This window comes from Bradyrhizobium sp. AZCC 1693 (assembly GCF_036924745.1).
Taxonomy (GTDB): domain Bacteria; phylum Pseudomonadota; class Alphaproteobacteria; order Rhizobiales; family Xanthobacteraceae; genus Bradyrhizobium.
On sequence record NZ_JAZHSD010000001.1, the window covers coordinates 385460 to 408276 of the forward strand.

A 22817-nucleotide genomic window follows, 5' to 3' on the forward strand; every position below is an offset into this window, starting at 1 on the left:
TATATAATGGCAGGCATGCTGACCCCCGATCCCAAATACACTGAACTGCGCCGCCGCCGGTTTCGCCCGATCCCGGTGCGGATGCTGGTGCCCAACGTCATCACCTTGCTGGCGATCTGCGCCGGGCTGACGGCGATCCGCCTGTCGATCGAAGGGCGGATGGAGCTCGCGGTCGCCGCCATCGTCTTCGCGGCGGTGCTGGACGGGGTCGACGGCCGTGTCGCGCGCATGATCAAGGGCCAGTCGAAATTCGGCGCCGAACTCGACAGCCTTGCGGATTTCGTCAATTTCGGCGTTGCGCCCGGCCTGATGCTGTACTTCTGGCAGCTGCAGGAATTGAACAATGGCGGCTGGATCGCGGCGATGGTGTTTGCGATCGCGGGCGGCCTGCGGCTGGCGCGTTTCAACGCCTCGATCGACGATCCGAACAAGCCTGCCTTTGCGGCGAACTACTTCACCGGCGTGCCGGCGCCGGCCGGCGCCATCCTTGCGATGCTGCCGTTCTATCTGGCGTTTCTGGGCGTCTCGAAACCGCCGGCCATGCTGACCGCGGGCTATACACTTCTCATCGCGTCCCTGATGGTGTCGCGCCTGCCGGTATTTTCCGGCAAGACGGTGCGGATGCGTGTGCCGCCGGAAATGGTGCTGCCGGTTTTCGTCTCCGTGGTGTTCTTCGTCGCGCTGTTGATCGGCTATCCCTGGCACATCTTTTCGATCGGCTCGGTGCTCTACCTCCTGAGTCTGCCCTGGGGGTGGAAGTCTTATCGCGACCATGAGCGCAAGGCCGCCCTTGCCGCGCAGCCGGCCGCGGCGACAGAGGCCGCCGCCGCGGCGTCAGCTCCGGCGGCGACATTTTCGCCGGCCGCTGGCGATACCAAGGACGAACGGCCGTCGCGGCTGAACTGAGCATCCTCGCTACTCTCCGATATAGCTGCCATGAGCCGCAGCCGAGTTGGGTTCTGCCCCAATCTCGGCTATAGGGGCTTGGCGACGTACGGCCTCAAAGAGCCGGGCCGAAAAATCAGGAGAGAACGCCGTGAACAAAGCCGTTACCGCCCCGCTGCCTGCTTCCGTCCTCGAGGCGCTGGCGCGCTATGACACGCCGACGATCTGCAATGCGATGGAGATCGTGGCGCCGGAACGCCGCCTGATCGGCTACACCACCAAGCCGCTGGTCTGCCCGTTCCCCGATTTGCCGCCGATGGTCGGCTACGCCCGCACCGTGACGATCCGCTCGGTGCTGAAATCCACCCTTCCGGCCGATGAGCAGGCCCGCCGCCGCATCGCCTATTACGAATATGTCGGCACCGGCTTTGGCCCGCGCATCACCGTGATCCAGGATATCGACGGCGCCGATGTCGGTTACGGCGCGTTCTGGGGCGAGGTGCAGAGCAACGTGCACAAGGCGCTCGGCTGCCTCGGCGTCATCACCGACGGCTCGATCCGCGACATCCCGCAATGGGCGCCGGGCTTTCAGGCGCTGGCCGGCTCGGTCGGGCCGTCGCACGCCTGGGTTCACGCCGAACACTGGGGCGGCGAAGTGCGCGTCGCCGGCATGACGGTGCATTCCGACGATCTGATCCACGCCGACCAGCACGGCGCCATCGTGATCCCGACAGATATCGCGGCGAAGATTCCGGAAGCCGCCGAACTCTGCGGCCGGCGCGAGACGCCGATCCTGGAGATCACGCGCAGCCCGGACTTCACGCTGGAAAAACTCAAAGAGGCGCTGAAACGTTCGTCCGAGATCCACTGACAAAAAGTCGGGGTTCAACAAACAGGGGGAAACGTCATGAAGGGGTTCTGCGCGGCGCTGTCATTCTTGATCCTCTTCGGTGCCGCGCCAGTGCAGGCGCAAACCTACCCCTCTCGTCCCATCACGCTGGTGGTGCCGTTCCCGCCGGGCGGATCGACCGATGCGGCCGCCCGGATCATGGCCGAGCGGATGCGCGCGACGCTCGGGCAGTCCGTCGTGATCGAAAATGTCGGCGGCGCCGGCGGCAGCATTGGTGTCGGGCGCGTCGCCCGCGCCGCGCCTGACGGCTACACCTTCGACATCGGCCAGTGGGACACCCATGTCGGCAGCATCATCTACAAGCTCGACTACGACCTCGAAAAAGATTTTGAGCCGATCGCGCTTGTTTCGAACAATCCCCAGCTCATGGTCGCCAAGAATGACCTGCCGGCGAAGACGCTTGCCGAGCTGGTCGCGTGGATGAAGGAAAATCCCGGCAAGATCAACTTCGTCAACCAGAACGCGGCGGCGAACGTCACCGGCGTAATGTTCGAGAACCTGACCAGGCAGAAGGTGCAGTTCATTCCCTATCGCGGCGCAGGCCCCGCGATGACCGACCTCATCTCCGGCACGGTGGATCTGCTGGTGGTGCAGGGCGCGGTGGCGCTGCCGCAAATCCGCGCCGGCAAGATCAAGGCGCTGGCCAACCTCTCGGCGACGCGCTCGGCTTCGATGCCGGATATTCCGACCGCGGACGAGACCGGCGTGCCCGGCCTCTATATGTCGGGCTGGTTCGGCTTCTGGGCGCCGAAGGGCACGCCGAAGGATGTCATCGCCAAACTCAACGCCGCGACGGTGGAGGCACTGGCCGATCCGGCGATCCAGAAGCGCTTTACCGAACTGGGCCTCGACGTTGCGCCCCGTGCGCAGCAAACGCCGGAAGGATTGGCCGCTTTCCAGAAGGCCGAGATCGAAAAATGGTGGCCGATCATCAAGGCCGCCGGCATCGGCGCGCAGGCGCAGTGAACGCCAACCGCTATGGTTAGCGAACCCTTGAGATCGTGCGGCTCGCTGCCCGCAATTCTACGACCGCGCTTTAGGTTTAACCTTTACGCCTCTTTAATGGCGCGGTCGTAGGGTGCCTCTTGCGCAGCTCCGGATGAGCCGCGCGACCGGTCAGAATGGCCGGTAGTTCGCGTATGCGTCGGAGTTCAGAATGGATATCACTACGCTCCTTGGCCTGGTCGCCGGCGCCATCGTCCTGTCGACGCTGATCCTGATGGGCGGTGACTTCCGGATGTTCTACGACATCCACGCCGTCATCATCATCTTCGGCGGCTCGACGGCGGCGACACTGATCCGCTTCCCGCTGAGCGCCATCCTGCACGGCATGCCCTTGGGTGCAAAATTCGCCTTCACGATGAGCCGTCTTTCGGCACGCGATCTGGTCGACGAATTGGCCCGCATCGCCGAAATCGCCCGCAAGCAGGGTCCGGTCGGCCTGGAAAAGGTCGAGACGGATGAGCCTTTCCTCGCCAAGGGAATCCGCTACGTCGCCGACGGCTACGATCTCGAATTCATCCGCGACAACATGGAGCGCGATCGCGACAATTTCCTGATGCACCTGAACGAGGGGTCGAAGATCTATCGCGCGATCGGCGATTGCGCGCCGGCGTTCGGCATGATCGGCACGTTGCTCGGCATGGTGCAGATGTTCTCGAACATGTCGGACCCTTCGAAACTCGGACCCTTCATGGCGGTCGCCTTGCTGGCGACGCTTTACGGTGCGCTTGTCGCAAACCTGATCTGTCTGCCGATCGCCGACAAGCTGCATGGCAAGCTGATCGACGAGGAAACCAACCGCACGCTGATCATCGACGGCATCCTGATGATCCGCGACTCCAAGAGCCCGGCGCTGGTGCGTGAAATGCTGCTGGCCTACCTGCCCGAAAAACATCGCCACGAGGAAGGCGAGCTGGTTCCAGCCTGATCGGCTGATAGCGGCACGGACATAAAGCATGGCCAAGAAAAAACGCGAAGAGGCACACGGCGGTCACGGCTGGTTCGTGACGTTCGCCGATCTGATGGCGCTGCTGCTGGCATTTTTCGTGATGCTGGTCGCATTCTCCACGCAGGATTCGGCCAAGTTGAAGATCGTCGCGGGTTCGATGCGCGATGCGTTCGGCGTCCAGACCGAATCCCGATATTCGGGAATCGTCGAAGCCGACGGCCTGCCGACGCGGCCGAAGCTGAAGAATGTCGAGCATATTTCGCCCGAGGATTCCTCCAATACGCCGACGCCGGACGATAAGGACCGTCAGCGCGAAAGTGGCGCCCGCCTGAAGGTTGATCGCGAGTTCGCGCTCGCTTCGGCCTCATTGCGCCAGGCGCTGCAGGACATGCCGGAACTGACCGAAATGTCCAGGCACATCATTTTCGAAGAGACCAGCCAGGGCCTCAATCTCGAAATCGTCGACCAGGATGGCCGCTCGATGTTCGCCGACGGCTCCAAGGTGCCCTACGACCGCACCCACCGGCTGATCCAGAAACTGGCCGTGCCGCTGAAGGCGACACCGCTGCGGGTCAACATTGTCGGCCACACCTCGGCCGGCTTCGTGCCGGCGCGCAGCGAATATGGCGCGTTCGATCTGTCGGCGGACCGCGCCAACGTCGTGCGCCAGATCCTCGAGCGCGAAGGGCTGCCGGCATCCCATATCTTTGCCGTCGGCGGCAGGGCCGACAGCCAGCCATTGTTTCCCGACGATCCGACATTGCCGGCAAACCGTCGCGTCACCATCACATTGATGCGCGAGAATCCGCCGCTTCCGCCAAATCTGAAGCCGTAACGCGGTGAGACTACCATAATACCATCTCGCGATTTCGATCTGCTTTGCGTGAGCTCCGCATCGCATGCGGTGCTATGCTGGACCGACGATTGACAGGCAGCGCGGAAGCGTCGATAGCCGCCCGGATCAATTCAACGACGAGAACGTTTCTCTCCACCATGACTGTCAGCGTCACATCTACCGAAGCCCATGAGGGGCAGGCCACCTCTGGCTTTTTGGCCCTGACGCTGGGTAGCATCGGCGTCGTGTTCGGCGATATCGGCACCTCGCCGCTGTATGCGTTCCGCGAGGCCGTCACCCATGCCGCGAATGGGGCGCCGGTGTCGCGCACCATCGTTCTCGGCGTGCTCTCGCTGATCCTGTGGTCGTTGTTCATCGTCGTGACCGCCAAATATGTGCTGCTGCTGTTGCGCGCCGACAACAACGGCGAGGGCGGCACGCTGTCCCTGATGGCGCTGGGGCAGCGGGCGTTGGGCCGGCGGAGCTTGCCGTTGCTGGCGCTCGGCGTGGTCGGCGCCTCGATGTTCATCGGCGATTCCATGATTACGCCGGCAATTTCGGTGTTGTCGGCGGTCGAAGGTCTCAAGCTGGTCACGCCCGCGCTCGAACATTATGTGGTGCCGCTGACGATCTTCATTCTCGTCGTCCTGTTCTCGGTGCAGAGCAGCGGCACCGCGCGCGTCGCCTCCGCCTTCGGACCGGTCATGGTGGTCTGGTTCGCGACATTGGCAGTGTTGGGCCTCATCCACATCAGCGACGATCCGACCGTCATGGCGGCGATCAATCCCTGGTACGCGATCCAGTTCATGCTTTCCCACGGCACCATCGGGCTGGTGACGATGGGCCTGGTGTTTCTGGCCGTGACCGGCGGCGAGGCGCTATATGCGGATCTCGGCCATTTCGGACGCAAGCCGATCCAGGCCGGATGGCTCTATTTCGTATTGCCGGCGCTCTTGATCAATTATTTCGGGCAGGGCGCGCTGGTGTTGTCCGATCCGGCGGCGATCGAAAATCCGTTCTACCGGTTGGTCCCCGGAGTCCTCTTGCTGCCGCTGGTGGTGCTGGCGACCGCGGCGACCGTGATCGCGAGCCAGGCGGTGATAACAGGCGCCTTTTCGTTGATCCGCCAGGCCGTGCAGCTCGGCCTGCTGCCGCGCTTCGAGGTTCGCTACACCTCGGAAACCCATGCCGGCCAGATCTATCTGCCGCGCGTCAACCGGCTGCTGCTGATCGGGGTCGTGCTGCTGGTGCTATTGTTCCGCACCTCGAGCGGTCTGGCGTCGGCCTACGGCATCGCCGTTTCCACCACCATGGTCGTAGACGGCATCATGGGCTTTGTCGTGGTGTGGAAATTGTGGAACTGGCGCGCGGCGACGGCGGCGGCCGTGATCCTGCCTTTCGTCGTCGTCGACATGAGCTTCTTTGCCGCCAACCTCTTGAAGCTGTTCGAAGGCGCCTGGGTGCCGCTGCTGTTCGGCATTGCCGTGGCGGTGATGATCTGGACCTGGCGCCGCGGCGCCGGCATCCTGACCGTCAAGACAAGGCGCATCGAGGTGCCGCTGGCGGATCTGATCAAGAGCCTGGAAAAGCGTCCGCCGCACATCGTCAAGGGCACGGCGGTGTTTCTCACTTCCGACCCGAGCTTCGTGCCGACCGCGATGATGCACAACCTCAAGCACAACAAGGTGCTGCACGAGCACAATGTGATCCTGACCATCGAAACTGCTCAGACGCCGCGCGTCGATCCGGCCGAGCGCGTCAAGATGGAAACGATCAGCGAGAAGTTCTCTCTCGTGCGGCTGCGGTTCGGCTTCATGGAATCGCCGAACGTGCCCAAGGCGCTGGTGATCGCGCGCAAACTCGGCTGGCAGTTCGACATCATGGCGACGTCGTTCTTCGTGTCGCGGCGGTCGCTGAAACCCTCGGCGCAGTCGGGCATGCCGCTATGGCAGGACCATCTTTTCATCGCCATGAGCCGGTCGGCCAATGATGCCACCGACTACTTCCAGATCCCGACGGGCCGGGTCGTCGAGGTTGGAACTCAGGTAACCATCTGATATTTATAAGAAATTTATTCCAGAAAGGTTCCGGCATCCATGCTTCTGGCGCATACCGGAGGCCTGAATTCCGGCTAACCTATGCAGGCACGCCGGGAGTATAGGGCTGCGCTTCTGCATTTGTGCAGTGCGGCAAACGACCGAGGCCCGTTTCATGTCAGTCCAGTTTGCGATCCCCGCGGCGGAAACGCCCGCGGCCAATGGGCATGGCGAAGCGCATTCCACCGCTACCTTCAAGGCGCTGATGCTCGGCAGCATCGGCGTCGTCTATGGCGACATCGGCACCAGCCCCTTGTACGCGCTGCGCGAAGCGGTGGTTGCCGCCAGCGGGACTGCGGCCGATGCCGCGCCGCAGGCCGTGCTCGGCGTGCTCTCGCTGATCCTGTGGGCGCTGATCGTCGTGGTGACGCTGAAATACGTCGTCATCCTGCTGCGCGCCGACAACAACGGCGAGGGCGGAACGCTGGCGCTGATGGCGCTGGCGCAACGCGCGGTCGGCAAGGGCGGGGCCGCGATCGTGCTGCTGGGCATCATTTCCGGCGCGCTGTTTTACGGCGACGCAGTCATCACGCCGGCGCTGTCGGTGTTGTCGGCGATCGAGGGCATCAAGCTCGTCACCGTGACTTTCGAACATTATGTCGTGCCGCTGACGGTGATTATCCTGGTGGCGCTGTTTGCGGTGCAATCCCGCGGCACCGCCCGCGTTGCCGCGTTCTTCGGACCGGTGATGTGCGTCTGGTTCGCCGTCATCGCAATCGCGGCGCTGCCACAGATCGCGCGCCATCCCGAAGTGCTGCTGGCGCTCAACCCGTTCCATGCCGTCTCCTTCATGCTCCATCACGGCATGATCGGCTTCGTGACGCTGGGCGCGGTGTTTCTGGCCGTCACCGGCGCGGAGGCGCTCTATGCCGACCTCGGCCATTTCGGCAAGCGGCCGATCCAGACCGCGTGGCTCGTTATCGTGCTGCCGTCGCTGGCGGTGAACTATCTGGGGCAGGGCGCACTCCTGATCGCCGATCCCAAGGCGATCGAGAATCCGTTCTTCCTGATGTTCCCGGACTGGGCGCTGATCCCGATGGTGGCGCTGGCGACGGCGGCGACCGTGATTGCGAGTCAGGCCGTCATCACCGGCGCCTATTCGCTGACGCGCCAGGCGATCCAGCTCGGCCTGATGCCGCGGTTCGAAATCCGTCATACATCGGAAGCCCATTCCGGCCAGATCTATATTCCGCGCATCAATCTGCTGCTGTTCGTAGCGGTGATGCTGCTGGTGGTGCTGTTCCGCTCGTCGAGCGCGCTGGCCTCGGCCTACGGCATTTCCGTGACCGGCACCATGGTGGTCACGGCCATGATGGGCTTTGTCGTGATCTGGCGGGTCTGGAAATGGTCGCCGGTCGCGGCTGCAGCCCTGATCGCCCCGTTCCTGTTTCTCGACATCACCTTCCTCGCGGCCAATCTGCTGAAGGTGTTCGAGGGCGGCTGGGTGCCGCTGGCGCTCGGCGGCATCGTGATGCTGTTGATGTACACGTGGCGCCGCGGCAGCCGGCTGCTGTTCGAGAAATCACGCAAGCTGGAATTCCCGCTCGCCGATCTGGTGGCGATGCTGGAGAAGCGCCCGCCGCAGCGCGTCTCCGGCACGGCGGTGTTCCTGACCTCTGATCCCGAATGCGCGCCGACGGCGCTGATGCACAGCCTGAAGCACTACAAGGTGCTGCACGAGAAGAACGTCATCCTCACCATCGAAACCGCGCCGACGCCGCGGATCGACCCGGCCGAGCGGGTGCGGATGGAGCAGCTCAGCGAGACCTTCTCGCGGGTCACGCTGAAGTTCGGCTTCATGGAATCGCCCAACGTGCCGAAGACGCTGGCGATCGCCCGCAAGCTCGGCTGGCAGTTCGACATCATGTCGACGTCGTTCTTCCTGTCCCGCCGCGCGCTGAAGCCTGCCGCGCATTCAGGCATGCCACGCTGGCAGGACCTGCTGTTCATCCGCCTCAGCCGCTCCGCCAACGACGCCACCGATTATTTCCAGATCCCGACCGGCCGCGTGGTGGAAGTGGGAACGCAGGTCACGATCTAGGGCATGATCCGGAAAAGTGTGAAGCGGTTTTCCTCGCGACAAACGCGGAACGCGTTTGCGCGGAGATCATGCTTAAACAATAAGCTAAAGCGCGATGACGATTCGCCCCCAATTCATCGCGCTTTAGGGGTCTGAACCCGCAAGTTCCGCCTACATTGTCGCAGGACGGCAACAGCCTGATTATTTCTTCGGCGGAACAGAAACATCTGACTCCACACGCATCCCGGTTTGGATCAGTCTCTTGACGCCGGGCGGCGGATCGAAGTTTTACCCGGCTGGCCGCAGCGCGCGAATGCCCGCGGCATTTCATGTGCGACTGTGGAACTGCGCGCGGAAGCCCAGGCTGGAGTGGCAAAAATATTCCGATGCGATGATGTGGTTTTGTGAGGAGTGGCGCAAATGAGTTTCATCCGCGCGAACGACGACCCCAACCCCGATAGTCCCGACGATCCGCTTTACTACGCACCGCGCTCGGCGCGCAGCGTGGCGGACCCGCGATCTAACGCGACACCGCAGGTAAGATCGGACCATTTTCCTCCCGCTCCCCCTTTGTCTCGTTATGATGAGATGCGCGAGGAAGCCTTCGCCAAATTCAGCCATCCGTTGGAGTCCCAGTTCGTTTACGAACGCCGTCGACCACGCGGACTGCTCGCCACTGCGGGTGCCATTGCCGCAGCGATCGGTGTCACTGCGATCCTGGCGCTCGTTTTGTTCAACGTGTTTCCAAGGTCAAAAAGTGATCCCTCGGAACTCGCCGTTTCCATTTCGACTCCCGCATCGGCGACGCCGGCCCAAGTGACGACGTCCGAAGACTCCCAGGAGCTGCTTCAGAGATTCAAGCAGTTTCAAAAGATACAAGGAAGCGAAGACGCGGCTGTTTCCGAACCTGCCTCCGCCGGAACGGCTAAAGAAGCGCCCGAAAAATCCCAGGCTCTGCTTGAAAAATTCATGCAGTGGCAGCAAAGGAAATAGCGCGAGGAACAGGGAAGGCCGGCCGGAGCGATCGTTCTGCGATCGCAAATGGACGCCACCAGACCTTGCGACGCGTGAACATGCGACGCGTGAACATCAGCCGCGTCGCGCCGCTTTGATCGCGGCGACGTCGATTTTCTTCATGTCCATCATGGCATCGAATGCGCGCTTTGCTTCGGCGCCGCCGGCCGCCAGCGCCTCTGTCAGCACGCGCGGCGTGATTTGCCAGGAGACGCCCCACTTGTCCTTGCACCAGCCGCACGCACTCTCCTGACCTCCATTGCCGACAATGGCGTTCCAGTAGCGGTCGGTCTCTTGCTGATCATCGGTGGCGATCTGAAACGAGAAAGCTTCGTTATGCTTGAACGCGGGACCGCCGTTGAGGCCCATACACGGCACGCCGGCGACGGTGAATTCCACCGTCAGCACGTCGCCCTGCATGCCGGAGGGATAGTCACTGGGTGCACGGTGGATGGCGCCCACGGCGCTGTCGGGAAAGGTTTCGGCGTAGAAACGGGCAGCAGCTTCCGCGTCCTTGTCGTACCACAGGCAAATCGTGTTCTTGGCCATTGCTTGTCCTTTCGGTGGGCTTGCGCGCCGTCCGCCTAGTTCTATCGATGCCCTGCTGTCTGGGCCGCTCTTTATCCTTCGGTTCTATCCTTAGGCTCTCCCAACGCCAAGAGACGAAGTCAGGTTCGATGAGAATCCTCGGAATCAGGCGCAACGGCTTGTCGGCGTGCTGCTGGTTGAACCAGCCGACCGTCATCGGTGCAGCGGCGGCTGCCTCGATCTCGCGATTGGCCAGCGCAGCAACGATATCGTCCTCGAACACGAACGGAGACGTGGCGGCACCGATCGTCCCGCACCGCGAGCACGACGCCGCTGCGATGATAAGGACGCGAAACCTGCACACCGCCCGCGGGCTGCGTATCCTTGCGGGCGATGACGTCGAGCACGGGGTCGCAATCGGCGCGGCGATACCGGATCGCACTGACCACCCATTCCCGCGTCAGCTTGACACCGAGTTGCTCGGCAATTTTCTCGCCGAGTTCGATCTGAAACCCCGGGACCGGTCCGCTCTTGCTTGCAAACGGCAGCGCGTTGGGGCTGGCGCAGAGCGTCAACGCGCCGCGCTCGATGACGATTTTCCAGCGAGCGAGCATCTGCCGACGCGCGTGCTACTATGCTAGACTGCAGCAAAGCCCGTGTAGGCCCAGGAATGCCCCAGGCGCGCGGAGGGTAGGCCGACAGCCGATGGTGCGATGCATCAAACGCGGTGTCGGCAATGTCGCTGTCAGGATCACGTCGCCCACAAAGGGAACACGATCGTGTCGGATAGTTGTTCAAGGAAGCGGCTGCTGAGATGCGAGCCCACCGCAGCCGCGAAAGGGCTGGCTTGCGCTCGGGATGTAGCACGAGCGGGGATGGGCGTCTCATGAACACCAAATCGGAATGCTCCCGCACGCGGCACGACAACGATCGCGTCGGCAGCTGATCGGGTGCAGCGGGCCCGGCAATGGAAGGTAAGTAATGTAGCAAAACGAACGGGAGGAAGTACCCATGAAGAAACGGCCAGGCTACCTTGTTGAATTTGTTGCGCTTGCCATCGGTGCGACAGTCGCCGCACCGTCAACGTTTGCTCAATCGGTGGATACCGCGCGCATCGAAGCTGCCGGCCAAAATGACTGGCTGACCTATCACGGATCCTACAAATCCCATCACTACAGCCCGCTCGCACAGATCAACACCAACAACGTCGGCAATCTCGCCGTTGCCTGGATCCACATTCCGGGCCGGTCGACCCGCGGCTTGCAGTCGATGCCGCTGGTCGCTGATGGCGTGCTCTACTACACCGGCTCCTACAGCCGCACCTTTGCGCTCAACGGCGCCACCGGCGAAGTGATCTGGTCCTATTTCCCGGAACTGGACGAGGCGTTGATCGCCCGGCAGACCCACTCGCCCTACAATCGCGGCCTCGCGCTCGGCGAAGGCAAGGCCTATGTCGGAACGATGGATGGCCGACTGATCGCGCTCGACATGAAGACCGGGAAGGTCATGTGGGACACCAAGCTGCTGGATTCGCAAAAGCTGACGGTCGGCTTCACCGGCGCGCCGCTTTACGCCAAGGGCACGGTGATAATCGGCGCACAGGGCGGCGAGTGGCCGGGCCGCGGCCCGATCTTCGGGGTCGACGCCGCGACTGGAAAGAAGAAGTGGGAGTTCCTGACGGTTGCCGGCACCGACGAAGCCATGAAAACCTGGGGCAGTGATTCATGGCGCACCGGCGGCGGCGGCGGTTGGATGCCCGGCACCTACGATTCCGAGACCAACACCATCTGGTGGGGCACCGCCAACCCGGCGCCGCTCTACGACTGGTCTGGCAGCGACTACAAGACGCAGGGCGCGCGTCCCGGCGACAACCTCTATACCTCCTCGGTGATCGGCCTCGATCTCGAGTCCGGCAAGCTGAAGTTTTATCACCAGGAGCTGCCGCACGACGCCTGGGACTTCGACAGCGCGGTCGGCGAGTTCGTGATGCTCGATCGCGACGGCCAGAAGCTCGTCGTGCACCCCAACAAGAGCGGCTACATCTTCGTCTACGACCGCTCCGCCAAGGTGAAGAACGTCTGGCGGATCACCGAGAACAGCAACTTCGTCAAGAACATCGATCCCAAGACCGGCGAATTGACCGGCCGCCGCGACTTCTCGGCCGGCAAGGTCGAGGAGCCGCTGTGCCCGCATATTTCCGGCGGCGTCAGCTTCAACGCCGGTTCCTACAATCCGAAGACCGGCCTCTACTACAAGCTCGGCCAGGAATGGTGCATGACGCTGGACGTCGTGAAGACGACGCCGGTGACCGCTCCACAGGCCCAGCTGAACATCGGTGCCAACTTCAAGATCGCACCGCCGCCGAGCGGCGAGATCTATGGTCATCTCGACGCGCGTGACCCAGTGACCGGCGCGAAGAAATGGGAGGTGCGTTTCCCCGAGCCGCCGCTTGCGAGTGTGCTGTCGACCGGCGGCAACCTGGTCTTCGTGCCCGACTCGCGGGGGGTGGTTCATGCTTATGACGCGGAATCCGGGACCGAACTGTGGAACCACAACAACGGCACCGGCCATCAGGGCGGCATCATCAGCTATTCCGCGGGCGGCAAGCAATATGTCGCCATGACGGCCGGCTTTGGCGGCATGGCGTCGGACGACTACGCGCCGACCTTCGGCGGCGTGTACAAGAGCATGCCGCGTGACGATGGCGCGCTCGTCGTCTACAGCCTGAAATAGGCGGTCGCAAACGATTTGCCGGGGGCGGGCGCAAGCCTGCTCCCGGTGCATTGGGGAGGCGGCGGGTGTTCTTGTAGAAATGGAGCGGCACGTCTTGAAATTGCAGTCCAGGAAGATCGCCGGACGAGTGTCTACGGTCGCGGGCGCATGGTTACTGTGTGCCACGGCGGTTCACGCGCAGTCTGCCACCCCTGCGCCCGACAACGGGACGTTCGACGTCGAGCAGGTGTTCGCGGGGACTTGCGGCTTTTGCCACTCCGACGGCGGTCGGGCTGCCGGCAAGGGGCCGCAGTTGATGAATTCGCCGCGCGACGACGACTTTATTCGCAACCGCATCAAGCATGGCAAGCAAGGCGCGATGCCGGCATTCGATGGCGCCTTCACCGACGCGCAGATCGACCAGATGGTCAAATTCATCCGGGCCTTGAAACCGCGCGAGGGCTGAGCCGCCGAGACCCGACCAACCCCACGGGGACACGGAATGAAGACCATTCTCCCGCTCTCGGTCGTTGCAGCCTTCGCGTTGATCGGTCCGGCGTTGATCTGTCCGGCGCAGGCACGATCGCTCGACACGATCCGCTCCACCGGCGTGATCGGGCTTTGCGCTCACCCCAACTCGCTTCCATTCGCAAGCAAAGCCGGCGATCCTCCCGGCTTTCAGGTTGAATTGGGACAGGCGCTGGCACGCGATCTCGGCGTCTCGCTGAATCTCGACTGGATTATCACCCGGTACCAGATGCGCAGCGCCGGCTGCGACATTCTTCTGGATGTCATTGCCGATCGCGAGGCGCAAAGCGAGACTAATTTGAGGATCTCAAAACCCTATTATCGCACGGGCGTTGCTCTGGCTGTGCCGTCGGCCAGCAAGTTGACGTCGTTCAAGAGCCTGAACGAAAACACGAAGGTTGGGGTTCAGGTCGGATCCATGGCGGCGATGATCATCGGCCAGCGGCGTGTGCCGACGTCGACCTTCGGGTTTGAGATCGACAGCCTCGAGGCCCTGGCAAACCATGAGATCGACGCGGCGGCGGTAACGCCGACGGTGGCGAGCTATTTCAATCTGACGCATCCGGACAAGGCACTCCGCATATTGGATCGCGACGAGAGCGAGGCGAACCTCAATTGGAATGTCGCTGTTGGCATGGTCCGCCCGGATGACAGTCTGCGCGATGCGATTGATGGGGCTCTTGAGCGGCTGCGCGCCGATGGCACGGTCGAACGAATCTATCGGCGCTACGGTGTCATCCTGCAATCGCCGAAATAGCTGCGCCGGTGCGCGGCGGCCGCCTCAAGCCCCCTCGATCACGCCCAACCATTGCCGCTCGACCTTTCGGCGTCAGAGGCGCATTCTTGTGCGTGTTCATCTGGTCTCTCCGGGGAAATGGCAGTGGGTTGCGCTCATTCCGGTAAACCCGCCGGTCGCAAGAGGGCGGCGTTTGGACAGCGTGACTGTCGGATTACCTCGCTTGCGCCAATCGAGATTTGAGCATTGAATTCAGCGATCATGCGCCACTACCGCAAGTAGTTTTCTCAGCATGCCTGCGCTCTCGCAGGATGACACGATAAAGAGAAGCGCTTGGGCGTAAAGCGCGTGCGATGGCTTCATCCGTAGCTAGGCGGAAGCTACGCCCCATGATCCATCCAACTGACCGGGAGTGAACGAAACTCGCGAGCCTATGCGCGCAACTGACCAGCACCGTCGACGCCAAAAAGGGAGGAGAACGATGAGTACCTGGCTTAGTGAACGAGAGCAGCGCCTCGTCGCAGGCGCCGAGGCAGCATCGGCGGCAACGCCGATTCCCACTCAGATTGTTTCCAACGGCGAATATCTGCCACCCCCGCAGAGCGCCACGCAAAAGAAGGTCGAGGCGCGGATCAACGAGCTCGCCGACCTGAACGGCAAGCACCTCGGCTTGAGCCGCAGGCAGTTCCTGCACACGAGCTGCGGCATGGCGGCGGCGTTCCTCGCCATGAACGACATCTACGGCAATGTCTTCCAGGTCGCGGCTGCCGAGGCCCGCGAGCCCGAGCTGATGCTGGCCCGCGCGCAAGGCCTCGCCGGCCAGTTCATCTTCGACGTCCAGACCCATTTCGTGCGCGACGATTTCGACCACAAGGAGCTCTTGGACCTGGCCGGGTTCGCGAGCCAGCACTGGAATCCGAAGATGAAGGAGGAGGGCGTCGCCTCGCTCGCCCGCTACAAGTTCCAGAACTATGTGAAAGAGATCTACTACGACAGCGACACCAACATGGCGCTCTTGAGCGGCGCGCCGTTCGACGATCCGAGCTGGTGGCTTCTGTCCAACGAGCAGATCGTCAAGGCGCGCGAAACCATCAACGATTTCGCGGGCTCGCGCCGCCTGCTGGCGCACAGCGTCATCACCCCCAAGCAGCCCGGCTGGATGGAGGAGGTCGACAAGGCGATCGAGGTCTATAAGCCCGATTCCTGGAAGTCCTACACGATCGGCGATCCGCTGGCCCCCTCCAAGTTCCCATGGCGGCTCGACGACGAGCAGGTGATGTACCCGTTCTACGACAAAGCGGTGAAGGCCGGCATCAACACGCTGTGCATCCACAAGGGGCTGCTGCCGCCCGATTACGAAAAGTCGTTCGCCGGCGTGTGGGAATATGCAACCGCATGGGACATCGGAAAGGCCGCGAAGGATTGGCCGCAGATGAACTTCGTGATCTATCACTCGGCGCTGCGGCCGTTTCTCGAGCTGCCGGATCAGGCGTGGGCGGAGTTCACGTCAACGGGCCGCATCCGCTGGGCCACCGATCTCGCGGAAATCCCGCAGAAGTTCGGCGTTACCAATGTATATGCCGAGCTCGGCACGTCCTTTGCCAACTCGGCGGTGGCGCATCCGAAGTTCTGCGCCGCGCTGGTCGGCACGCTGATCAAGGGCATGGGGGTTGATCACGTCATGTGGGGTACTGACTCGGTCTGGTACGGCTCACCGCAGTGGCAGATCGAGGCGCTGCGCCGCCTCGAAATTCCGGAGGACATGCAGAAGAAATACGGGTTTGCGCCGCTCGGCGACGCCAATAGCGCCACCAAGCAGCTGATCTTCGGCGGCAACGCCACCAAGTTCTACAAGATCAGGCTGAAAGCGGCTGACAACACCAGGATGCCAACCTTTTCCGCGGACCGGCTTGCGGCACTCAAGAGCGAGTATGCACTGGCGGCCAAGGAGCCCTCGAACCTGCGCTACGGCTACGTTCGCGCCGCCTAAGCGCCAACGGCTTCGGCGGCACGGGAGGGATTGTGAGGCGACGTGAGTTCATCGCGCTGCTCGGCGGCGCGGCGGCAATCCGGCCACTCGGCGCGCATGCGGCGCGCCCGCCGGAGCGCGTGCTCTATTTCACATACTCGGCCGGCTACCGGCACGATGTCATACCGCTTTCAAAGGAAATCCTGCCCCGGCTTGGTAGCAATTCGGGTGTCTTTGAAGTCACTGCAACGGAAGACACGTCTGAATTTTCTACCGAAAACCTTAAGCGCTACGCCGCGGTGATGTTCTTCACGTCAGGAGAACTTCCGATGAGCGACGCGCAAAAGACAGCTCTTCTTCATTTTGTGCGCTCGGGCCGCGGGTTCGTCGGTGTTCATTCGGCGACGGACACATTCTACACCTGGCCGGACTATCTCGATCTGGTCGGCGGCTACTTCAATGGTCATCCCTGGCATCAGGCCGTGACAATCGAGGTGGTTGATCCCGGCGATCCGCTGGTGGCTTTTCTCGGGAATTCGTTGCAAGTCGAGGACGAGATCTACCAGATCAGCGACTTCGACCATCGTGGATCGCGCGTGCTCCTGCGCCTCGATCCAGGCTCGGTGGACCTTGGCAAGACCGGCGTGCATCGGCGATTCTATGGTTGGCCTCTCGCATGGACGCGATACTACGGCGAGGGACGCGTGTTCTATACGGCGCTAGGCCACGAGCCGTCAGTTTGGCAGGACGCCCGCTACCAGCGAGTCCTGGCGAATGCCATCCTCTGGTCTGTGCGAAGGTCACCCTAGCGCGACTTGTGCAGGGGTGGGAACGGCTCGGCTATCCGCGGATCGCCGCATTGGCTTTCTCGGCGGCGCTGGTCATCGCAATCTTCGCCGGTTTCGCTCCGGTGACCGCTTCATTCACGCCGATCATGAAAGCGTCCAGGATGGGTCTCGAGAGCGGATGGAAAAGGATCGCCTTGGCGCGCTCGACATCGGCATTCTGCAAGTTGGTCAGCGCCGCCTCGGCGGCTTGTGCGCCGAACGCCTTCTTGAAGTCCTGGCTCGACCACGCCGACACGCGTGTCGTCGCCAGCCCCGCTGCGGCGGTCCGCAGCGAGGTCGGCTTGCTGGTCGCCCACAGCAGAAACAGGAAAGCCGCCCGCTTGTTTCGTGACCTGGAATTGATGCATGCCTGCCAGTGCGACATGAAGGGCACGGACGTGCGACCAGCGACATGTGGAAAGGCGGCAAACACGGCCTTGCCGGCAACGTGGCTTCTTGCCGGATTGGAGATGTCGGTAGCGAAATTGCTGCTGTCGATCGCCATCGCCGTCCTGCGCTGCAGGAAGTCGTCCAGCACGTGATACCATTCGTAGCCGCTCACACCGCCGGGGCCGGCTTGACTAAGCAACTTTCCGTACATCTCGATGGCCGCGATTGCCTCCGGGGTCGCGAAGGCGGCCCTGTTGTCCTTGACCATGTCCCCGCCATAGGAGAACACGAAGCTCATGGCCGGTGGGGACGAATTGCCACCGGCTTGCGCCCGCATGGCTATTCCGGACATCTCATCGGTCTTGATCGCGTTGGCGGTGACTAGCAGCTCTTCGAAAGTCCGGGGAACCTGAAGGTTCCTGGCTGCCAGCGCATCGCCGTTGATGAACAAGGTCACCGCCTCTGATGTGATCGGGATGGCGTAGCGTTCGCCGTCCCGCCACAACGGAAAGGCGCGGGCCGTCTTGAGAACGTCGTTCTCATCATACCAGCCGGGATCGGTCAGCGACTTGTCGGAATAATAGGCGTTCAGCGGTTCGACCCATCCTGCCGAGATGCCCTGGCCGTAGGTCGTGAACATGAAGACGTCGGGTGTGCTGTCGCGACGGTTGAGCTGGACCGGCAGCGCGCCCAGGTACGTGGTCTCCAGCCGGAAGTCGGGAACGACGCTGATACCGGTGAGCTTGGTGAAATCAGGCAAAAGCGGAGTGATCGCGTTGGACCAGGGATGGATCGCGCCCGCGAGCGTGAGCGTCTGCCCGGCAAACTGCTTCCAGTCTATCGCCGCGTTGGCATAGGCCGCGGCGGCATCCTCCGCGAAACCCCACCGCGGCAGCATGGCGAGGGCCGGCAAGGTCGCCCCGGCCGCGCCCAATCCCTTGACGAAGCGGCGCCGGCTGGCCGACCTTGGACTGCCCGGCAACTTTTCAAGCAACTTTTCAGGCAGCTTTTCACTTGGAGCCATATGGTTGCTCCGGTGGTTGCTCCGGCCGCGGGATCGGACTTCACAGCGCACGGGATTTTCCCGTGACGTTCTGGCCCTTGCGGGGGGAGACTAACGGGCTTCTAAGCCGCTATGATCTGCACGGTTGAGCGTGCCGGTTCCCGCTCATCGGCGCGGACTATGGCTATATTTACATTATACTAGCGATACTCCGCGCCGGCATCAGAAAACAGCCGCCACGCGGGCGTCGAGGCTTAAGGCCAATGTCAGTCTTTCTGAGCCAGTCCTCTCGATGGTTTGCCCCTCCGCTGGCGCTGGTGGTCGCGGTTCTTCTAACTGTGGCTGTTGCGACCGGGCTTCTCGGCTTCCAATATTTGCAGGAGCGACAAGCGGCAAATCTCGCGCAGGAGCGCAACCGCCAGGTGCTCGAGACGCTGGATCGCCTGAAAGCCGTCATCGCCGACGTTGAGGCGCAAAGGCGCGGCTATCTGCTGACTCTCGATCCGCAATATCTCAAGGCCTATGGTGTCTCCGACGAAAGCGTACGGCGGGACGCCCAGGCGCTCCAGGCGCTGGTAGCGGGCGATCCATTGCAGAGCCATCGTGCCGGACACCTGGCGCTGACCGTCGCAGCGAAGCTGCGCGAGATCGATGAAATCGTCAAAACGGTCCGCACCTACTCCGGGCCGGCCGCGCTGGCGATGATCCGCAGCCTCGACGAGATAAGGTCGCAGATCGACCAGATGGTGGACCACGAGCGCTTCCTGCGCGTGGATCAGGAGAGGCGCGCCGAGGCACTCGAACGACGCAAAGCCTGGCTGATCGCGACCGCGATCGTCATTGTCGCAGTCCTGGCAGGGGTGGCGTTGGCGCTCGCACGGCTCGAAGCGACCCGGCGGCGTAAAGCGACAGAGGAGAACGTTCGGCTCCAGAACGATATCCTGGCGCGCGACAAGAAGATCCGGCGCCTGGTCGACTCCAACATCATCGGGATCATCATCTGGGAAGTCGAGGGGCGTATTCTTGAGGCCAATGACGAGTTCCTCCGCATGGTGGGATACGACCGGGAAGATCTTATCGCGGGTCACCTGCACCGGACAACGATGACGCCGCCGGAATGGCGCGACCGCGACGCTCGTACCGTGGCAGAGCTCAGGCGGATCGGGACTGCCCAACCATTCGAGAAGGAGTACGTGCGGAAAGACGGAAGCCGCGTGCCGGTGCTGATCGGCGGGGCGATGTTCGGGGAAGGTACAAGTCAAGGTGTTGGCTTTGTTCTCGATTTGACCGAGCGCAAGCGGGCGGTAGAAGCGCTGCGGCAGAGCGAGGAGCGCTTTCGCACCCTCGTGCAGTTCTCCTTCGACGTCTACTGGGAGACCGATGCGCAACATCGCTTTAGTCACCAGGAGTTCGCGGAGAGCCTTGCCGACGCGCCGGAATTGGGCTCCGAGATCGGCAAGACCCGTTGGGAAGTGCCTTACCTGGAGCCTGATGAAGAGGCCTGGCGCAAGCACCGCGAGACGCTCGATGCCCACCTGCCATTCCGTGATTTTGAGCTCGCGCGGCTTGGGCCCGACGGAAGCAAGCGTTACGTGTCCGTCTCTGGCCTGCCTGTGTTTGACGATACGGGGCGCTTCGTCGGCTACCGCGGCGTCGGGCGGCACATCACCGAACGCAGGCGCGCGGAGGAAGCCTTGCGCGCCATGCAGGCGGAGCTCGCACACGTCAATCGCGTCACCTCGATGGGGGAGCTGTCGGCCTCGATCGCCCACGAGGTCAACCAGCCGATCGCCGCAACGGTTACCAACGCCCAGGCCGCCCTGCGCTGGCTGCGCGCCCAACCGCCCGATCTCGACGAGGTTCGCGCCTCCCTCAGCCGTATCGTCGAGGACGGCAAGCGCGCCGGCAACGTCATCAGCGGGATCCGGGCCCTCATCAACAAGGTGCCGCCGCGGAAGGACCGGTTCGACCTCAATGAAGCCGTCCTCGAAATGGTCGCGCTGACCCGAAGCGAAGTGCTCAATCATGGCATCTTGCTGCAGACCGAGCTCGCGCCGGGATTGCCCAGGGTGGACGGCGATCGCACTCAACTGCAGCAGGTGATCCTGAACCTGATCCTCAACGCCGTTGAAGCCATGGGCGGCCTCGACGAGGGGACGCGCGAGCTGCGGATCACCACGGAGAGGGAGGCCGCCGGCGGCGTGCTCGTCACGGTGCGCGATTCCGGCCCGGGCCTGAACCAGGCGGATGTGGAGCGCGTTTTCACGGCCTTCTACACGACCAAGCCCAAGGGCATGGGCATGGGCCTTGCGATCTGCCGGTCGATGGTCGAGGCCCATGGAGGGCGGATGTGGGCGAGCGCGAATGAACCTCGGGGCGCCGTCTTTCAATTCACCCTGCCGCTGGAACGAGACGAGAGCATTCCAGCCAAGCACGTCCGGCCCAAGCCGGCCGCGTGATATGGCAGCTTCGCCGGAAGCCTCACGCTGCGTAACTCAGTAAGGCCGCATCAGTTGGTGGCCTTTTTCATCTAGCCGGCCGGGGAGAAGCGGCCCCAGCAGGGGGGCTAGGGGCTGAGCTGGGGCCGCCCATTCCAACCGCCAGCAACGCGGATACAAGCGGCCAACGGTCCGCCAAACTACCGCAACTCGGTTTGATCGTTCCGAACTAGTTTGGAGTACCTCGGTTGGCGGCCTCTTTCATATCAGACCAAACCGTGCGATCTCGCCCATAGGCAGCTTGACGCGCGCGGATTGGGCGATGTCCGCCCTCAGGCGTAACTCAGAAGAAATTTGTCGCGCTGAGTTCTTCTCAGTTGGACCCGATTCGGACATTGCCGGCTACAGGGCGGCGGCCCATCTGCGGGTTTGGAGATTATTCTTTCGGCAATCCTACCCGTCTGAGAATGTCGCGGTAACGGGCTCAGTCGGCTGCGTCCACAGTGGCTGCCGCCCGGGTTTGATCCTCGTCGAGTTCAGCAGCATCGCGGCGACGATCATTACCAGGATGCCGCCGACGCTGAGTGCGATCTGCATCCCAACCCCGTTCGAGATCTCGAGCAGCGCCGCGTGGCTACCGCAGGCCAAGAGAACGCCGAGGCAATAGATCGGCAGCGAGTTCTGGCCGCAGCGGATCGCGCCACGCAGCATCGGCGTCTTCAACGCCTGCCAGTCGCGCGGCACGAGCCGTTCCGCCAGGACCGCGATCGCCAAAAAATGCAGCAGCCGCACGGGATCGAGATTCGATTTGTCCAATGGGTGAAACAGCTTCGCCAGGGCCTGCGGGATCAAGGTTTCCAGCGGCTTGATGTGCCAGCTCAAGGCGATGACCAGGCTGAAGAGCAAATACAGGACGGCAACGACCAGCGCCGTGCGTGACGTTGTCCATGACTGGACACGCTTGCCCGCGATCATCCACCACGCGCCGAGTACGACCAGGAACTGCCAGGCCAGTGGATTGAAGGCCCAATGGCTGCTCGGCCACGCCGGTACCGTCCAGCCGAAGACATGCACCAGCGCATAAAGCGCGAAGGAGGCGCCCAGCGTCGCGTTCGGGCAGCGCAGCAGCAGCCACAACAACGGCGCGAACAGCAGGTGAAGCAGCACGAAGACGGGCAACACGTCGGCATTGACCGGACGGTATTGCAGGATCACCGCGTGCGCGAGCGCCGCGCCCGGATGTTCCAACAGAATGCGCGTATTGCTCTCGTCGGCAAGATGGTCGCGGCCTGCGAGGTGAACCATGATGGCGCAAGCGAGCGTGAGCAGCAGAAATGCGGCATAAATGTCCCATCCTCGCCGCAGCGAACGGCTTATCACGCCGCTCCAGCCCTCGCACCGACGCGCTCTACCGTAGGCCAGCGCGCAGGTCACACCCGAGACGAACATGAACACTTCCGCGGCATCGCTGAAGCCGTAGTTCCGCAGTGTCAGCCAGCTTCCGATGTTGTTGGGGACATGGTCAAGAAAGATGCACCATAGCGCGACGCCGCGGCAGGCATCGATGCGCAGGTCGCGGCCAGACCCCTTGAACTCCGGCGGTGGCTCGCCGACCAATGGCTTCGAGGCGTGAATTCGAGCGAGCATCTGGTTGCCCTGTCCGGCGTGCGAGCACGCTTTCGGTCGGACGCAGATCGATGAGGCACTCCTCCGGAACGCCTTCGCATTTCAAATTGCGCGCGATGCTCCCGGAGTGTGCGGGTGTCGAGCGGCTCGCCGACCGAATTGATGCGGTTACGAGGCTCGGCTACCGGATGGTTGGGCCCCTTCCGTCGCGGTGTCGTCGCCCAAAACGCCACCCCGATTGCTGGGGCCGGCAGGATCGCTGGCATCCCAATTCGTTCCCGGGGTTTCATCGCTGGCAATCGGGATCAGAAGCTGCTTGCGCATCTCGGCGAGTCGGGCACGGCAATAT

At 62.8% G+C, this 22817-nt stretch carries 18 protein-coding genes; 14 read left to right on the top strand and 4 right to left on the bottom strand.

Annotated features, from left to right (window positions below; all coding sequences use genetic code 11):
* Window positions 1–15: 15 nt before the first annotated feature.
* The 8 genes from V1293_RS01925 (at window position 16) to V1293_RS01960 (ending at window position 9690) form a co-directional block, all read left to right on the top strand.
* Window positions 16–906 (top strand): CDP-alcohol phosphatidyltransferase family protein, encoded by an 891-nt coding sequence (locus V1293_RS01925; protein ID WP_334506206.1) that lies wholly within the window; start codon window positions 16–18, stop codon window positions 904–906.
* A 130-nt stretch (window positions 907–1036) separates the two neighbouring features.
* Complete coding sequence (locus V1293_RS01930; protein ID WP_334506208.1) at window positions 1037–1756, top strand: RraA family protein; 720 nt, start codon at window positions 1037–1039, stop codon at window positions 1754–1756.
* Between the two features lie 36 nt (window positions 1757–1792).
* Window positions 1793–2761, top strand: coding sequence for a Bug family tripartite tricarboxylate transporter substrate binding protein (locus tag V1293_RS01935; protein WP_334506210.1), 969 nt, complete (start codon window positions 1793–1795; stop codon window positions 2759–2761).
* Between the two features lie 190 nt (window positions 2762–2951).
* Entirely contained in the window at window positions 2952–3725 is a 774-nt protein-coding gene (locus tag V1293_RS01940; protein ID WP_334506212.1) for a motility protein A, read from the top strand.
* A 28-nt stretch (window positions 3726–3753) separates the two neighbouring features.
* Window positions 3754–4581: an OmpA/MotB family protein gene (locus V1293_RS01945; protein WP_334506215.1), complete on the top strand. Its 828-nt coding sequence runs from the start codon at window positions 3754–3756 to the stop codon at window positions 4579–4581.
* Window positions 4582–4739: 158 nt separating this feature from the next.
* Window positions 4740–6638, top strand: a complete 1899-nt coding sequence (locus tag V1293_RS01950; protein ID WP_334506217.1) for a potassium transporter Kup — start codon at window positions 4740–4742, stop codon at window positions 6636–6638.
* Window positions 6639–6792: 154 nt separating this feature from the next.
* Window positions 6793–8718, top strand: a complete 1926-nt coding sequence (locus tag V1293_RS01955; protein ID WP_334506219.1) for a potassium transporter Kup — start codon at window positions 6793–6795, stop codon at window positions 8716–8718.
* Window positions 8719–9117: 399 nt separating this feature from the next.
* A complete protein-coding gene (locus V1293_RS01960) occupies window positions 9118–9690 on the top strand; it encodes a hypothetical protein (protein WP_334506221.1) in 573 nt (190 codons plus the stop codon).
* A gap of 96 nt (window positions 9691–9786) precedes the next feature.
* Here V1293_RS01960 and V1293_RS01965 read toward each other — a convergent pair whose 3' ends face one another.
* Complete coding sequence (locus V1293_RS01965) at window positions 9787–10260, bottom strand: VOC family protein (protein ID WP_334506222.1); 474 nt, start codon at window positions 10258–10260, stop codon at window positions 9787–9789.
* A gap of 119 nt (window positions 10261–10379) precedes the next feature.
* A complete protein-coding gene (locus tag V1293_RS01970; RefSeq protein WP_334506223.1) occupies window positions 10380–10814 on the bottom strand; it encodes a hypothetical protein in 435 nt (144 codons plus the stop codon).
* Between the two features lie 436 nt (window positions 10815–11250).
* Here V1293_RS01970 and V1293_RS01975 point away from each other — a divergent pair, with 436 nt between their 5' ends.
* The 5 genes from V1293_RS01975 (at window position 11251) to V1293_RS01995 (ending at window position 16993) form a co-directional block, all read left to right on the top strand.
* Window positions 11251–12972, top strand: a complete 1722-nt coding sequence (locus tag V1293_RS01975; RefSeq protein ID WP_334506225.1) for a pyrroloquinoline quinone-dependent dehydrogenase — start codon at window positions 11251–11253, stop codon at window positions 12970–12972.
* 79 nt (window positions 12973–13051) lie between these two features.
* Window positions 13052–13417: a c-type cytochrome gene (locus tag V1293_RS01980; RefSeq protein WP_334506227.1), complete on the top strand. Its 366-nt coding sequence runs from the start codon at window positions 13052–13054 to the stop codon at window positions 13415–13417.
* A gap of 36 nt (window positions 13418–13453) precedes the next feature.
* Entirely contained in the window at window positions 13454–14236 is a 783-nt protein-coding gene (locus tag V1293_RS01985) for a substrate-binding periplasmic protein (protein WP_334506228.1), read from the top strand.
* Between the two features lie 460 nt (window positions 14237–14696).
* Complete coding sequence (locus tag V1293_RS01990; RefSeq protein ID WP_334506230.1) at window positions 14697–16205, top strand: amidohydrolase family protein; 1509 nt, start codon at window positions 14697–14699, stop codon at window positions 16203–16205.
* A gap of 32 nt (window positions 16206–16237) precedes the next feature.
* A complete protein-coding gene (locus V1293_RS01995; RefSeq protein ID WP_334506231.1) occupies window positions 16238–16993 on the top strand; it encodes a ThuA domain-containing protein in 756 nt (251 codons plus the stop codon).
* Window positions 16994–17024: 31 nt separating this feature from the next.
* Here the strand turns inward: V1293_RS01995 and V1293_RS02000 are convergent, their stop codons facing one another.
* Complete coding sequence (locus tag V1293_RS02000) at window positions 17025–18425, bottom strand: ABC transporter substrate-binding protein (RefSeq protein ID WP_334506233.1); 1401 nt, start codon at window positions 18423–18425, stop codon at window positions 17025–17027.
* Between the two features lie 242 nt (window positions 18426–18667).
* Between V1293_RS02000 and V1293_RS02005 the strand changes: the two genes are divergently transcribed.
* Window positions 18668–20863: an ATP-binding protein gene (locus V1293_RS02005; RefSeq protein WP_334506235.1), complete on the top strand. Its 2196-nt coding sequence runs from the start codon at window positions 18668–18670 to the stop codon at window positions 20861–20863.
* A 432-nt stretch (window positions 20864–21295) separates the two neighbouring features.
* Here V1293_RS02005 and V1293_RS02010 read toward each other — a convergent pair whose 3' ends face one another.
* A complete protein-coding gene (locus V1293_RS02010) occupies window positions 21296–22489 on the bottom strand; it encodes an OpgC domain-containing protein (protein ID WP_334506237.1) in 1194 nt (397 codons plus the stop codon).
* Window positions 22490–22817: the final 328 nt, after the last annotated feature.